Origin of the sequence: Siccirubricoccus sp. G192, assembly GCF_019084075.1 — a bacterium.
GTDB lineage: Bacteria > Pseudomonadota > Alphaproteobacteria > Acetobacterales > Acetobacteraceae > G192.
On record NZ_JAHREN010000001.1, the window covers coordinates 1,526,409 to 1,541,272 of the forward strand.

Below are 14,864 nucleotides of genomic sequence, written 5' to 3' on the forward strand. Positions count from 1 at the left end.
CCGGACCGCGCCCGGCCCGGCCTTTCAGCCCGCGGGCTCCGGCAGCGGCACGCCGACCAGGCCGAGATGCAGCCGCCGCACCGTCGCCGCGACAGCCGCATCCAGGCCGGGCCGGGCATAGAAGACGCCGCGCGATTGCAGGCAGGTGGCGATGGCGCGGATGAAGTCCCCGGCCAGCACCGGGTCCGGCGGCGGCGCCTCCTGCCAGAAGTCATCCGCCACGCCCTGCCAGGCCAGGCCGGGCACGTCGTAGATCGCCTGGCCCAGCACCCGCACCGCCCGCCCCAGTTGCAGCGCCCGGATGCCGAGCGTGCTGTTGATGGTGATGATGCCGCGGCAGGCCAGGATCGCCGCATCGGCCGGCAGCGCGCCGCCCAGGAAATGCACGCGCGGTCCCACCCCCGCCGCCGTCGCGATGCGCGTGATCCGCCGCCGCCAGCGCTTCAGCCCGGGGTCCAGCGGATGCAGCTTCACCAGCAGATGCGCCGTGGCGGGGGCGGCGCGGGCGAAGCTCGCCACCACCTCGGCGATGGCGGTGTCGTTGTCGGGAAAGCGGGAATAGGCGCGGACCGAGTAGTCCGTCTCCATCTGCATGGCGAAGAGAAAGAGCGGGCCCTGGCCGCGCAGTGCCTCCAGCAGCGCCGCATCCCGCCGCGTCTCCCGCCCGCGCCGCAGCAATTGCAGCCCGGTGCCGAGATAGGCCGGCACCGGATGGTGCAGCAGGAAGCGGCGGTAATGCGGGAAGGGCGCAAGGGGCCACCACTTGAGCAGCGAGGCCAAATGATAGGCCATGTCCCAGCGCGCCTGGGTGGCGAAGTCATCCTGGAAGCATGGCGCGAGATCCGCCGGCGGGCAGGCGGCGGCCAGCGCCCGGATCGCTTCCGGCGCGCGCGGGAAGCGGCTTTCGGCGCCCATGCCATCCTGTTCCAGCACGATCCAGTCTGGCCGCAGGTAGCCGAAATCCGTCACCGTCACCGCGATGCCGCGCTGCTTCGCCAGGGCGATGGCGGCGCGGTGCAGCGGCCGCTGCTCGCCCAGCAGCACGAGGTCGGTGATGCGCCGCGCCTCCAGGAAGCCGCCGAGGAAGCCGGGCCAGTCCTCCTCCCGGCCGCGGTAGTCCACCGCGCCCGGGCCGCGCCAGAACAGCCGGTCGCCGAGGCAGAAGTTGATCCGGTGCACCGCATGGCCGAGCGCCCGGAGCCCGGCGCCGGTCTCGGCGAAGAAGGGGCTGATCGGGCCTTGCAGGAACAGGAAGCGGCGCGGCGGGGCCTCGGCCATTCAGGCGCCCCCGATGGGCGCGCCATAGATCCGCCAGCGGCCCGTCACCGGCGCCGGCAGCCGCGCCATGGTCTGCAGCATGGCGGCGTTGTCCTCCAGGATCCAACTGATCTCCAGGCTCTCCCAGCCGCGCCCGATGGCGAGGGTGATCGCGCGGTTCAGCAGCGCCCCCACCGCCATGGCCGAGACCGGATGCCCGCGCCAGCGCCGGCTGATGCCGAGCATCGGCACGCGTCCGCTGCGGCTCCGCCCGAGCAGCGCCACCCGCGCCACCCGCCACCAGCCGAGCGGCAGCAGCCGGCCGTGGAGCCCCTCGGTCGCCTCCTCCAGATTGGGCAGCAGGGAGAGCACGCCGATCGGCTCGCCCTGCCATTCGGCGATCAGGATGGCGCCGCCGCGGAGCAGCGGCCGCATCAGCCGGGCGATGGTGGCGGCCTCCGCCTCGCCCACCGGCACGGCGCCCCAATTCGCCGCCCAGGCATCGTTGTAGAGCGCCGTTACCAGCCGGATCTCGGCCTCGAACCGGGCAGAGTCGAGGGGCCTGACCCGCAGCCCGGCGGCCTCCGGCCAGCGCGCCAGCAACGGGCCGAAACGGGCGCGGTGGCGTTCCTTCGCAAGCGTCAGGGTGCAGGCCAGCACGTCCTTCTCGGGCGCGAGCCCGGCGGCTTCCAGCATCCCCGGCAGCCAGGGCGGGGTGCGCGGCATCCGCACCATGCCCGGCCGGCCGAAGCCCTCCACCAGCGCGCCGACCTCATGGTTGATGGTCAGGCTGAGCGGCCCGCGCAGCCGCGCCGCGCCATGCGCCCCCAGCCAGGCGCCGGCGGCGCGCAGCAGCGCCTCCAGCACCGCGGGGTCGGGCTCCAGCGCCAGGAAGCCGAAGTTGCCGACCAGGTCGCCATGGTGCCAGCCGGCGGCGATGCGCCCGGCCGGCCGGCCATCCCGCCAGGCCAGGAACCGCGCCACGGCATGGTCCCGCAGCAGCCCATTGAAGCCCGGGTCGAAGAAGCGCCTGGTGTCGAGCAGCAGCGGCACGGACCAGCCGGCCGCCTCGCCGCCCAGGCGCGCGGGCAGGCGCAGGAAAGCCGCGGCCTCCGCCCGCGTGGCGACCGGCCGAACCTCCATCCCGTTATTCGGCGGCCAGCCCGGCCGGCCCGGCCCGGCGCGCGGCGATCAGGGCGACGATGGTCTGCTCGATCGCCGCCGCGTCATGCTCGGCGGAGAGGAAGAAGCGCAGCCGCGCCGAGCGTTCCGGCACCACCGGGAAGAGGATCGGCTGCACATTCACCCCCGCCTTGAAGAGCGCCGCCGCCATCCGCGCCGCGGCGACCGAACTGCCTGTTATGACGGGCACGATGCCGAGCCCCGCGGAAGAGCCGGTATCGAAGCCCGCCTCCCGCGCCCGCCGCAGGAAGAGTGCCGCATTGGCCTGCAGCCGCGCCACCCGCCAGGGCTCGGCCTGCAGGATGCGGAGCGATTCCTCGGCCGCGGCGGCCAGGGGCGGCGCGAGCCCCACCGAATAGACGAAGCCCGGCGCCGAGTGCCGCAGCAGCTCCACCAGCGCCCGCCGCCCGGCGATATAGCCGCCGCAGGCCGAGAGCGTCTTGGAGAGCGTGCCCATCCAGATATCGACGCCCGCGGGATCGACGCCGCATTGCTCGGCCACGCCGCACCCGGTGGCGCCGAGCACGCCGAGCGAATGTGCCTCGTCCACCATCAGCAGCGCGTCATGCGTGCGGGCGAGCTCGATGAAGCGGGCCAGGTCCGGCACGTCGCCGTCCATGCTGTAATGGCCCTCGACCACCAGTAGGGCCCGGTTGTGCCGCCGCCGCTGCGCCGCCAGCTCGCGCTCCGCCGCGCGCCAGTCATTGTGCGGGAAGGCGATGCGCCGCGCGCCGGAGAGCCGCGCCCCCTCCACCACCGAGTTATGGATCAGCCCATCGTGCAGGATCAGGTCGCGTGGCCCCATCAGATGGCCGATCACCGTGACATTGGTGGCATGGCCGCTGACGAAGGCGAGGCAGGATTCCGCCCCATGGAGCGCGGCCAGCGCCGCCTCCAGCGCCGCATGCACCGGCCGCTCGCCGGAAGCGAGGCGCGAGGCGGAGGCGGAGACGCCATGCCGGTCGATCGCCGCCTTGGCCGCCGCGGCGACCCGCGCATCGCCATTCAGCCCGAGATAGTTGTAGGAGGCGAAATTCAGGTATTCGCGGCCGCCGATGATGCTGCGCGCCCCGGCCACCCCCTCATGCGGCCGGAAGAAGGGGCTTTCCAGGCCGAGCGCCGCGCCGGCCTCCCGCACCATCTCGATATCGCTGGCGCCGGGCAGGGTGCGGAGGTCGCGGCCGGGGCTGGCGGCGGGTGAGGCGCCCTCCTCCTCGCCGCGCCGCTTCGCCAGCCGGGCGAGCAGCCCAGCGCGGGCGGCGGCGGTGAGGCCGAAACCGGTGGTCATGCAGCCTCCATCTTGCCCGGGGGTGGGGCGGCGACGGGCTCGGCCGGCATCGGCTCATGCGCCTCGATCAACGCCATCACGCCGGCTTCCGTCCGTGCCGCGCGCAACGCCTCGGCGATGCGCCGCGCCAGCAGGTCGAGGGTCAGGGTCTCGGTCACGGCCGAGAGCGGCACGGGCATGCCGAGCCGTCCCTCCAGCGCCGTCCGCAGCTCCATGCCGCCCAGGCTGTCGAGCCCGAGCCCGGCCAGTGGCACCTCGGCTGCCAAGCTGCCCGCCGGCAGGCGCAGGATTCGTGCCAATTCGGCCGCCAGTGTCTCCCGCAGCAGGGCCAGCGCCTCGGCCTCGGGGGCGGCGCGCAGCCGGGCGCGGAGATCGGCGGCATCGGGCGCCACGGCGCCGGCGGCGCGCACCGCCTCGAAGCCGGGTTCCTCCAGCACGGCCAGCACCGCGCGTGCCTCCGCCCAGGCCAGCCGGGCGAGGCCGAGGCAGGCGGGGCCGGCGGCGAGCAGCGCGGGCAGGGCGGAGAGCGCCTCGGAGGCCGGCATCGGCGTGGCGCCGAGACGGCGGCGCAGCACCTCCGCCGTGGTGGCATCCGCGGCCAGCACCCCGGCATCGGCGATCGGGCCCCAGGCGATGGCGGTGGCCGGGCGCCCGGCGGCGCGGCGGCGGCGGGCCAGCGCCTCCAGCGCCGCATTGCCGGCGACATAGGCGGCCTGGCCGGGATTGCCGACCGCGACGGTGGCCGAGGAGAACAGCAGGAACAGCGCCAGCGGGTCCTCCGCCGTCAGCCGGTCCAGGTTCTCCGCCACCTGCCATTTGGCCGCCAGCACCGTGGCGGCGCGGACCGGGTCGAGCGTCGCGGCGGCGCCATCGGCGAAGACCGCGGCGGCATGCACCACGCCGCGGATCGGCGGCCTGGCGGCGCGGATGGCTTGCAGGCAGCGGGCCAGCGCCGCCGGATCGGCCGCATCGCAGGCATGCAGGCTGGCCGCCGCGCCGAGCGCCGCCAGTCCGCGCACCGCCGTCTCCGCCCCCGGTGCCGCCGCGCCGGAGCGCGAGACCAGCGCCAGGTGATGCACGCCCTGCGTCGCCAGCCAGCGCGCCGTGGCCAAGCCGAAACCCTGGGTGCCGCCCAGCACCACCACCGTGCCGCGCGCGGCGCCCGCCAGGGCCGGGGCGCGCCGCTCCGCCGCCTCGGCCGGGGGCGGGCGCAGAACCAGCTTGCCGATATGGCCGCTGGCCTGGAGGGTGCGGAAGGCAGCCTCGGCCTCGGCGGCCGGGTATTCGGTGGCGGGCAGCGGCCGGAAGCTGCCCTCCGCCAGCCGCCTGGCGATACCGGCCAGCAGCCGCGCCGCCAGCGCCGGCCGGGCGCGCGGCAGCTCATCGACATCCACGGCGAAGAAGGTGGCATTGCGCCGGAGCGGCCGGAGCGCCACCCGGCGGTTCTCCACGAAATCCCGCTTGCCGAGTTCGAGGAAGCGGCCGAAGGGGCGGAGCAGCGAGAGCGAGCGCTCCATCCCCTCCCCCGCCAGGGAATTCAGCACGATATCCACGCCGTCCGGCCATTCGGCACGCAGCAGGTCGGCGAAGCCGGGGTCGCGGGAATCGAGCGCGATCTCGGCCCCCGCGGCGCGCAGGAAGGCGCGCTTGGCGGCGGTGCCGGCGGTGGCGGCGACGCGCGCACCATGCGCCAGCGCCACCTGCAAGGCGGCCAGCCCCACCGCGCCGGCACCACCATGGATCAGCACCCGCTCGCCCGGCTCGATTCGCGCCAGTTCTTCCAACGCATGCACCGCGGTGAGGAAGGCCACCGGCACGGTGGCGGCGGCGGCGGGGTCGATCCCGCCTGGCAGCGGCGCCAGCGCCTCCGCCCGGGTCAGCGCATGGGTGGCGAGCGCCGCGGGGGCGACGCCGAACACCCGGTCGCCCGGGCGGAGCTCCACGCCCTCGCCCACCGCCTCGACCACGCCGGCGCATTCCATGCCGAGGCCGGGGCCGGCGAAGCCGGGCAGCAGGGTTTCCTCCGGCAACAGGCCCTGGGCCCACATCAGGTCGCGGAAATTGAGGCCCGCCGCCTCGATGCGCAGCGCCACCTCGCCGGGGCCGGGCGGCGGCAGCGGCTCCGCCAGGGGCTGCCAGTGCAGCGAGCCGAGCTGGCCGGGCTGCCGCACCGCCAGCCGCGCCGGGCCTGCGGGCGCCGCCGCCGGCGGCAGGCCAGGGCGGAGGCGCGGCACCAGCCTGGCCTCGGCGATGAGCGTCACCTCCGCCTCGGCATCGCTGTCATGCAGCAGTTCCGGCACCAGGCGGCGGGCGGCGGCCTCGGGCGGGAGGCCGGGGCAGAGATCGATGCGGCGCGGCTTCAGCCCCGGATGCTCATTGGCCAGCACCCGGCCGAGCGCGAACACGGCGGCGCCGGCAGGATCGTGCCGACCGGTTTCGGGCTGCTGGCCGCCACGGGTGACGAGGCGGAAGCCGGCGGCCGCGCCCTCGGCCGCGGCGGCCAGCTTGGCGAGGGCGGCGAGGCTCCCGGCAATGGCCGCGACCTCGGCCTCCCCAATGCCGGTGCTGCTGGCCGCGCCGCCGGTCACGGTCCGGGCGGCTCCGACTTGGGCTCCATCCCTCGCGGCCGCGCCGGACCCGCTCCCCGCAGCGCCACCGCCGGCCAGCGCCACCACCAGGCTGCCCTGGAGGGCGCGGGGTGGCAGGCCGGCGGCCGCCGCCAAGTCGCCGCCGATCACGGTGGCGCCACGCGCGGTGAGGGCGGCGGCCAGGGCGCCCCGCAGCGGCATGGCGCCGGCATCGGCGAAGAGCGCGACGCGCCGCAGCACCGGCGCGGCCAGCACGGCGGCGCCGGCCGGCGCGCGGGCGGCGATCAGCGCGGCCGGCCAGGGCGCGGCCACCAGGCGCAGCACCGCCGGCGCCGACCAGCCCTCGGCGGCCAGCGCCGCGCCCCAGGCTTCGGCGCCCGGCAGCGGCGAGGCGCCGCCCGGCGAGGCCCACCAGGCCGGGTCCTGGCCGCAGCAGAAATCCCAGACCCGGCCCGGCAGCGGCTCCGCCAGCAGCAATACGCCGCCCGGGGCCACTGCCTGGCGGAGCGCCGCCGGCAGGGCGCCGCCGGCCCGCAGCCCGGCCCCGGCGCCGAGGCCGACCACCAGATCGGCCACCAGGGGCGGCGGCTCGGCACCCAGCGGGTCCCACTCGGTGGCGGTGAATTCCAGGCCGGGCGGCGCGGCCGGAACGCTGCGGCCCGGCAGCGCCGCGGCGCAATACAGCACCCGCAGCCCGCTGGCAGTGAGCGCGGCGGCGAGGCGCGGGGTCAGCGTGCCGCCGCAGGCGCCGATCTCCAGCACCCGCAATGGGCGTGAGCGCGGCCAGCCGGCGGCGAAGGCGGCCACCGCCTCGGCCAGCACCCGGGCCAGGCGGTCCGGCCCGGCGGCGGCGGCGGGCGGGCCGGCGCCGGGCTGATCGGCCTCGTCCGCCGCGGTCCGGTCGCGCGACAGCAGCCCCGGCAGCCGCTCGGCGGCCAGCGCCAGCCAGGCCAGGTCCTGGGCGAGGCCGGGCTGTTCCAGATGCACCTGGCGCCAGATCTCGACGGCCGGCGGCAGGTCCGGCGCCGGGACGGGGCGGAGCCCGGCCGGGCTGGCGGCGGCCAGCCCATCCGCCGCCAGTTCCTCCAGCAGGGCGCGGGCATAGGCGCCGGAGGGCGGCGTCGTGCTCAGCGCCGCATGCGCGGCGGCGGCGCAGAAACCTTCCAGCAGCAGCGCCGGCTCGGTGAGGTCGAGCGTCGCGTCGTGGGCCCGGGCGGCGGCAAGGGCGGCGGCCAGGTCGAGGCCCGCCGGCGCCTCGGCATTGGGGCCGGGCAAGGCGGGCAGCAGGTCGACATGGAAGGCGGCGCTGGCGGCATCGGCATGGCCGGGCAGGCGGATGCGTTGCAGCCAGCAGCCCTCCAGCACCGCCACCGGCGCACCCGCCGCGTCGCGCAGCACGAGATCCGCCGCCGCGCCACGCTGGCCGCGGGTGGTGCGGTGGATGGCGGCGCTGGCGGCGGGGCCGGCGCCGCGCCGCAGCACCAGCCGGGCCACCCGCACTGGTACCATGCCGGTTCCGGCCTCCAGGGGGGCTTTCCGCCAGCAGGCCGATCAGCCCTTGCAGGGCGCCGTCCAGCCGGGCTGGGTGGAGCAGGAAATCGGCATCCGGCGGCGCCGCCTCCGGCCGGCGCAGCCGGGCGAGGGCGAGGCCGGCGGCGGCATCCACCGAAACCCCCTCCAGCGCCTGGAAAGCGGGGCCGTATTCCAGCCCGGCGGCGGCGGCCAGCGCCAGCACCTCGGCTGGCCCGAGGCGGTGGCCGGCGGCGGGCGCCCCGATGCCGGCCGGCGGCAGGGGCGGCAGGGCGGCGGAGGGGCGCGGCCCCGCTGCAACCTCGGGCTGGTCGGGATGCGGCGGGGTGCCGGGCGCACTTGGCCCGGCGAGGGTATCGGAGCCCTGCGACAGGGGCTTGGCATCGGGCCGGCCTGGCAATGGGCTGGTGTCGGCGGGCCGCTGCCCGGGCGCGGCAGGCGGCCGCGGCGCGGCGGTGCCGAACGCGACATCCGGCAGACGCGGCACGGCCGCGACGCGGCCCTCGGCATGCAGGGTCCAGGCGGCCTCGGCCAGGCGGCGGCGGCTGCGCAGCGAGAAGCCGCCCTCGGCATCCAGCGCCGCCTGCACCTCCCGCGCATGCTCCGCCTCCAGCGGCAGGGCGTGATGGATGGTGAATTCGCGGAGCTCCAGCGCCGCCGCCTCCGGGTGGCGGGCGGCGCCGGCGGCCAGCGCCATCTCCAGCATCGCGGCGGCGGGCAGCACCGGCGCCCCGGCCAGGCGGTGGTCGGCCAGCCAGGGTTCCAGAGCGGTATCGAGGTGCCGGCTCCAGAGCCCAGGCTCCGGCCCCTGCCGGAACCCAAGCAGGCGGTGCTCCGCCACCGGGTCGACCAGCGATACCGCCTCCACTGAGGGTGTGTGCCAGACGCGTTGCCGGTCGAAGGGCGTATGCGGCAGGCCGCGGCGCTCGGCCGGGCCGGCGAAGGCGGGGCCGCCGCGCGGGTCGGCGCCTCCGGCGAAGGCGCGGTCGGCGATGCCGGGGAAGGGGTCGCCCGCGCCGTCGCGGCGCGAGAGCGTGCCCTGTGCCATGGCCTCCGGCAGCGCCTCCCGCAGATAGGATTGCAGCACCGGGTTGGGGCCGATCTCCAGGAACAGCGCCGGGCCATGCGGCGTCAGCTCAGCCATCGCCTGGCGCAGCGCCGGCAGGAAACGCACCGGCTCGCGCAGGTTGCGCCACCAATAGCCCGGGGTGCAGCCGGCCTGGTCCAGCGCCTCGGCCGTGACGGTGGAGACCAGCGGCAGGCCGGGCGGATTGGCGGCGAGGCCGGCGAGGTCGGCCAGCAGCCCCTCCTGCACCGGGTCCATGGCGGCGGTATGGAAGGCATAGTCGAGGTCGAGCTCGACGAAGCTCCAGCGCCGCGCCGCCGCGATCTGCGCGAGTTGCCGCAGAGCCTCGGCCGGGCCGGCCACCGTGACCGCGCCGGGCGCATTGATGGCGGCGATCTCCAGGCCGCGGAGCGCGCCATCCTCGCGGAAGGCGCCGCATTCGGCGAGCACCGGCGCCACCGCCTCGGCCGCGCCGCCCACCGCCGCCATCCGGCCGATGCCGCGCATCCTGTGCTGCTGCCGGCTGCGCGCCACCAGCAGCCGCGCCGCCATGGGCAGGTCGAGCAGCCCGGTGGTGAGCGCCGCCGCGACCTCGCCGACCGAATGGCCGAGGCAGAGAGCGGGCGCGATGCCCTGCTCCGCCAGCGCCGCGACGATGCCGTGCTGGATCGCGAAGAGCAGCGGCTGCGCCTGGTCCGTGGCCGCCAGCGCCTCCGCACCCGCGCCCGCCGCCAGTGCCGCCACGACGGACCAGCCGAGATGCGGGGCCAGCGCCGCATCGGCGGCCTCGATCGCGTGGCGGAAGCCAGGGCTGGCGGCAAGCGCCTCCCGCGCCATGCCGGCCCATTGCGCGCCATTGCCGCTGAAGACGAAGGCGATGCGCCGGCCGCCGCGCGGGGCTTCCCCGGCGATGGCCGCCGCCGCCCCGGCCCGCCAGGCGGCCAGCGCGCCGCCCAGCGCCGCCGCATCCCCGCCGCGCGCCGCCAGCCGGTGCGGCAGCAGGTCGCGATGCCGCGCGGCGCCGCGCAGCAGCCGGCCGAGCCGCGGCGCCGGCGCATCTGCCAGCCGCACCTGCCAGCGCCCCGCCAGCGCCCGCAGCGCCGCCGCGGAATGCGCCGAGAGCAGCAGCGGCGGCAGCGCCTCCGGCGTGGATGCGGCCTCGGCCGCGGGCGCGGCGGGGGCGGCGCCGAGCAGGGCGGAGGCATTGGTGCCGCCGAAGCCGAAGCTGTTCACGCCGACCACGGCGCGCGCCCGGCGCGGCAGCGGCTCCGCCGCCACCGGCACGCGCAGGCCGAGCTTGGCGAAATCGATGTTCGGATTGGGCGTCTCGAAATTCAGCGAGGGTGGGATGCGGCCATGCTGCAGCACCAGCATCGCCTTCAGCAGCCCGGCGATGCCGGAGGCGGGCTCGGTATGGCCGATATTGGTCTTGGCCGAGCCGATCGGCAGCGGCGGCCCGCGCCGGGCGCGCATCGCCTCGCCGAGCGCTGCGGCCTCGATCGGGTCGCCGGCGGCGGTGCCGGTGCCATGCGCCTCGAAATAGCCGATCCGGTCGGGGGTGACGCCGGCCTCCGCCATCACCTGGCGGATCAGCGCCGCCTGCGCCGCCTGGCTCGGCAGCGAGAGGCCGACGGTGCGCCCCGCCGCATTGACGCCGGAGCCGAGGATCACGGTGCGCACGCCATCGCCATCCCGCAGCGCGTCGTCGAGCCGCTTCAGCACCACCAGCCCGGCGCCCTCGGCCCGCACATAGCCATCCGCGCGGGCATCGAAGGCATGGCAGCGGCCGGCCGGGGAGAGCATGCCGGCGCGGGCGAAGCCGATAAAGGGGAAGGGCGAGAGCAGCAGGTTCACCCCACCCACCAGCGCCGCCGGCAGCCGCCCGGCGCGCAGCGCCTCGGCCGCCCAGTGCAGCGCCACCAGGGCCGAGGAACAGGCGGTATCCACCGTCTGTGCCGGGCCATGCAGGTCGAGGACATTGCCGATGCGGTTGGCCAGCACCGAAAGCGCGCCGCCGGTCATGAAGTAGCGGTCGCCGGAGGCGGCATCGGCCTGGCGCAGGTCGGCGTAATCGGTCAGCGAGGCGCCGATGAAAACCCCGGTGCCGCTGCCCGCCAGGGTCGAGGCCGGCCAGCCGGCATCCTCCAGCGCCTCGGCCGCCACTTCCAGCAGCAGGCGCTGCTGCGGGTCCATCTCCGCCGCCTCGCGCGGGGAGATGCCGAAGGCGGCGGGGTCGAAGCCGGCGATGTCGGGCAGGGTGCCGGCGGCGAAGCTATAGGTCTTGCCCGGCTCGCCGCGGCGCGGATGGGTGAAGGCGGATTGGGTGAAACGCTCCGCCGGCACCTGGCCCACGGCGTCCCGCCCCTCGGCCAGCAGGTTCCAATAGGCATCGAGGTCGGGGGCCCCCGGCAGGCGGCAGGCGGCGCCGACGATGGCGATGGCGCAATCCGGGCGGCGGCGGGGCCTGGGGGCCGGCCGCTGGGCGGAATGGGGGGCCGGGCTCCGGCTCATGCGGCGGTGGTGTCCAGGGTGACGGCGCCGAGCGGGGCGGGCTGCATCAGCGGCGAGGGGATGCGGCCAGGGGCGGGCGCGCCGGCGCGGGCGGGGACGGCGACCACCGCCTGCAGCAGCGCCTCGACCTCGGCGAAATGCTCGGCCCAGGCGGGCTTCTGCCAGGCGCCGAGCCGCGCCAGTTGCGCCGCGCGGGCGGCGGAGGCAGGGGTGGCATAGTCCAGGATCGCCCGGCGCCAGGCGGGGCCGTCCAGCGGGTCGAGGTAGTCGGGCACCGCGCCGCCCACCTCGCGCAGCGCCGGCAGGTCGCTGCAGATGGCCGGCACGCCGAGTGCCAGCGCCTCGGCCAGCGGCAGGCCATAGCCTTCGGCGAAGCTCGGGAAGAGCAGGGCGCGGGCGCCGGCGAGCAGCGCCGTCACCTCGCGGTCCCCGGCGGTGCCGATCTCCCGCACCAGGCCGCCCAGCGCGCCGCAGCGGTCGAGCAGGTCCAGGATGTTCTCGTTCTCCCAGCCGCGCCGGCCGAGCAGCAGCAGGCGCGGCGCCGCCGGGCCGAGCCGGGCCGCCAGGTCGCGCCAGAGATGCAGCAGCAGCAGGTGGTTCTTGCGCGGCTCGATGGTGCCGAGGCAGACGAAATAGGGCTCGGTCGGCAGGCTGAAGGGCGAGGCCCGCCAGGGCTCGATCCCGAGCGGTGCGACGGCGAGCGGCGGCGCCGCGGCGCCGTGCCGTGCCAGGTGCGGCAGCAGCGTGGCGGCGGTGGCGGCGGAGTTGACGATGACGCCATCGGCCTGCTCGGCGATGGTGGCGATCCGCCGGGCATGCCGGCCCACCTGCGCCGGCCGTGCATATTCCGGGTGGGTCAGCGGAATGAGGTCGTGCACGAAGGGCACGAAGGCCGCCCCGGCCCGGCGCAGCGCCGCGATGGGCCGGCCATGGTCCAGCGCGCGATGCGATACCAGCAGGAAGACCGGGCGCCGCGCATTGGCCAGCCCCTTGGCCAGTGCCGCGCGCAGCGCTGCCCGGCCGGCGCCGCAGGCCAGCCCGGCCTGGAGGCCGAGCGCCAGGCGCCGCGCCACCCGCTGCGGGCCGGCGCCGCCCGGGTGGGAGGCTGCCGGAGGGGCGCCTTGCCAAGCCGCCTCCAGCGCATCGAGCAGCGCCGCCACCCGGCCGCGTGGCAGGGCGGCGAACCAGCCCCAGGCGCTTTGCGCGACGAAGGTGCAGGCACTGGCGGGCCGGGCGATCCAATGGCGCGCATAGGCCATCTCGACCCTGTCGATTCCCGAAGGGGAGGCGCGGTGCACGCAGAAGAGAAGACGCGAAACGTCGAGGATGACGTGCACAGTCGGTAAGCCCGCTCCAGAAAGTGTGCCGTACCGCCCGCTTCCTTCGCCGCAGCACGCCTCGGGCCCAGCGTCGCGAGGCGCCTCCGGGGCGAGCCCGGGTGGAACCCCGCCATGGCCTGCTGACTGCTCTCACTACCGTGTGCAGAAACCCCCGGTCAACCATTGCGCGAGTCCCGGGTTGCGAATGCCAGTGGCGCGGCGCTTCGCTGCACGGCCGGCTTGTGGCATGCCGCGCCGGCCCCGCGGCCTGCCAGGGAAAGGATGCCATGTCGTGACCATCTGGAAGCGGACCCTGTCGCCGGAGCTTTTCCAGGACCAGCCCGCAGGGACGCTGCCCGGCCTGCTCGGCATCCGCATCCTGGAGATCGGCGATGATTTCGCCCGCGCCGGGATGCCGGTGGATGCGCGGCATGTGCAGCCCTTCGGCCTCCTGCATGGCGGCGCCAGCGTGGTGCTGGCCGAGACCATCGGCTCCCTCTGCGGCCATCTGGCGGTGCCGGAGGGCCAGACCTGCCTTGGTGTGGAGGTGAATGCCAACCACCTGGCCGCCGTCCGCCCGGGCGATGCGCTGGAGGCGCTGTGCCGGCCATTGCAGCTCGGCCGCAGCCTGCAGGTCTGGCAGATCGAGATCCGACGGGGGGGATGGCGTGCTGAGCTGCGTCTCCCGGCTGACCACGGCGGTGCGGGCGCTGCGCCAGGAGGCATGAGGGGGTGCCGGCCCCTCCGGCCTGGGGGCCGGGAAGCGCGGCTTGAAGCTCAATGGGGCACCCCGCCATGGCCATGGGAGTTTCCCAGGGTTGCGCCTTCCGGAAAGCTGGTGCATACCCCGCTCCGCGCTGCCGTAGCTCAGTGGTAGAGCACTCCCTTGGTAGATTTGCCTCGCCCTGCGGAAACGCGGGGATGATAACCGCCCAAAGTCGGGGAAGCCTTCGCTGGTAATCCCGAGCCAAGCCCGAGAGGGAAGGTGTAGAGACTAGACGGGTGGCACCTACAGGCTTCGGCCCATGGTGAAGGGATAGTCCAGCCCACGAACGCCGAAAGGCGGCGGCGAAAGCCGAGGTGGGATGAAGGGAGAGGTCGAGAGTTCAATCCTCTCTGGCAGCACCAGTCCTTTCGCGGGTTTCGACCCTGCCGAGGCGCGCAGGGCGCCGCCGCCCCGGCCTGCGGGCACCAGATCCGGCCCGGCCGCCCCTGGGCGCCGCGCCTCCCCAAGGGGTGATCCGCCTTGCCTCATGCCCTGAACCCGGCCCTCCTGGTTGCGGCGCTTGCCCTGCTCGCCGCCTGCCGCACCGATTATTCGCCGGATACCTACGCCACCCGCGCCGTGCAGCAGGCCAACAAGGTCGAGCAGGGCACCGTCATCGGCCGGCGCGACGTGGCCATCACCGCCGAGGGCTCGACCGGCGCCGCCACGGGCGCCGCGGCGGGCGGGGTGCTGGGCGCGCAGGCGCCGGGCGGGGGCATCGTCTCGGCGCTGGGCGGGGTCGGGGGGCGCGCTGATCGGCGGCGTGATCGGCAAGGCGGCGGAACATACGGCGGTGGACGCCAAGGCCTTTGAATACGTGGTCCGCAACAGCCGCGGCGAGCTGGTCTCGGTGACGCAGCGGGATACGGTGCCGCTTGCCATCGGCCAGCGGGTGCTGGTCATCGCCGGCAACCAGGCCCGCATCGTGCCGGACTACACGACGGACCCTGGCGCGCCACGCACGACGGACCCTGGCGCGCTCCGCACGACGGACCCCAGCGCGCTCCGCGCGACGGACCCCAGCGCGCTCCGCGCGACGGACCCCGGCGCTCCGCGCCCCCCGGCCGCGCCCGCCGTCCCGGCAGCGGCTCCTGCCGCTGCGGTCCCGGCGTCGCCGCCGGGACATGTGCCGCCGCCCGTGGTGGTGCCACCGCCGCCCCCGCCGGAGGATGCCGCTTCCTCCTCCTCAGCGATGCCGCTGTCCCCGGCGATGCAGGAAGCGGTCCAGGGGGCGCTGCCCGCTGCCACCCGGCCGGCGGCGGCCGCCATTGCCGCCGAGGTCGCCGGCCCGCCCCCCTGACGAAGGCCGGCCACCATCGGGTCCGGTGCCGGTCGCACGCGCCGCCCCGCCCCGCGC

At 76.2% G+C, this 14,864-nt stretch carries 9 protein-coding genes; 3 read left to right on the top strand and 6 right to left on the bottom strand.

All coding sequences use genetic code 11. The features are described 5' to 3' along the window. Positions 1 to 24: 24 nt before the first annotated feature. The 6 genes from KSF81_RS07235 to KSF81_RS07270 are packed head-to-tail and all read right to left on the bottom strand — an operon-like array spanning position 25 to position 12,681. Positions 25 to 1,278, bottom strand: a complete 1,254-nt coding sequence (locus KSF81_RS07235; RefSeq protein WP_217378406.1) for a capsule biosynthesis protein — start codon at positions 1,276 to 1,278, stop codon at positions 25 to 27. Beyond that, complete coding sequence (locus KSF81_RS07240) at positions 1,279 to 2,400, bottom strand: hypothetical protein (RefSeq protein WP_217378407.1); 1,122 nt, start codon at positions 2,398 to 2,400, stop codon at positions 1,279 to 1,281. Between the two features lie 4 nt (positions 2,401 to 2,404). Beyond that, the gene (locus KSF81_RS07245; protein ID WP_217378408.1) at positions 2,405 to 3,727 is read right to left on the bottom strand and encodes an aminotransferase class I/II-fold pyridoxal phosphate-dependent enzyme; all 1,323 of its coding nucleotides are present in this window, start codon (positions 3,725 to 3,727) and stop codon (positions 2,405 to 2,407) included. Next, positions 3,724 to 6,132 carry an SDR family NAD(P)-dependent oxidoreductase gene (locus KSF81_RS07250; protein WP_375293367.1) on the bottom strand — a complete coding sequence of 803 codons (2,409 nt, stop codon included), beginning with the start codon at positions 6,130 to 6,132 and terminating at the stop codon, positions 3,724 to 3,726. The genes KSF81_RS07245 and KSF81_RS07250 overlap by 4 nt, the downstream gene beginning before the upstream one ends. After that, positions 6,101 to 11,422 (bottom strand): type I polyketide synthase, encoded by a 5,322-nt coding sequence (locus tag KSF81_RS29230; RefSeq protein WP_254453403.1) that lies wholly within the window; start codon positions 11,420 to 11,422, stop codon positions 6,101 to 6,103. Before KSF81_RS29230 ends, KSF81_RS07250 begins: the two co-directional genes overlap by 32 nt. Then, a complete protein-coding gene (locus KSF81_RS07270) occupies positions 11,419 to 12,681 on the bottom strand; it encodes a glycosyltransferase (RefSeq protein WP_217378410.1) in 1,263 nt (420 codons plus the stop codon). The genes KSF81_RS29230 and KSF81_RS07270 overlap by 4 nt, the downstream gene beginning before the upstream one ends. 352 nt (positions 12,682 to 13,033) lie before the next feature. On the opposite strand from KSF81_RS07270, the gene KSF81_RS07275 reads away from it, so the two are divergent. The 3 genes from KSF81_RS07275 (at position 13,034) to KSF81_RS07285 (ending at position 14,807) form a co-directional block, all read left to right on the top strand. After that, positions 13,034 to 13,618, top strand: a complete 585-nt coding sequence (locus KSF81_RS07275) for a hotdog fold thioesterase (protein WP_217378411.1) — start codon at positions 13,034 to 13,036, stop codon at positions 13,616 to 13,618. 369 nt (positions 13,619 to 13,987) lie between these two features. Then, positions 13,988 to 14,320, top strand: a complete 333-nt coding sequence (locus tag KSF81_RS07280; protein ID WP_217378412.1) for a hypothetical protein — start codon at positions 13,988 to 13,990, stop codon at positions 14,318 to 14,320. Next, on the top strand, positions 14,301 to 14,807 hold the full coding sequence (locus KSF81_RS07285; protein ID WP_217378413.1) for a hypothetical protein: 507 nt from the start codon (positions 14,301 to 14,303) through the stop codon (positions 14,805 to 14,807). The genes KSF81_RS07280 and KSF81_RS07285 overlap by 20 nt, the downstream gene beginning before the upstream one ends. Positions 14,808 to 14,864 lie beyond the last annotated feature (57 nt).

Bases quoted from the DNA above. Each gene is read 5' to 3' on its own strand.
- KSF81_RS07235 (WP_217378406.1), bottom strand. From the start codon at position 1,278: ATGGCCGAGGCCCCGCCGCGCCGCTTCCTGTTCCTGCAAGGCCCGATC.
- KSF81_RS07240 (WP_217378407.1), bottom strand. From the start codon at position 2,400: ATGGAGGTTCGGCCGGTCGCCACGCGGGCGGAGGCCGCGGCTTTCCTG.
- KSF81_RS07245 (WP_217378408.1), bottom strand. From the start codon at position 3,727: ATGACCACCGGTTTCGGCCTCACCGCCGCCGCCCGCGCTGGGCTGCTC.
- KSF81_RS29230 (WP_254453403.1), bottom strand. From the start codon at position 11,422: ATGAGCCGGAGCCCGGCCCCCCATTCCGCCCAGCGGCCGGCCCCCAGG.
- KSF81_RS07270 (WP_217378410.1), bottom strand. From the start codon at position 12,681: ATGGCCTATGCGCGCCATTGGATCGCCCGGCCCGCCAGTGCCTGCACC.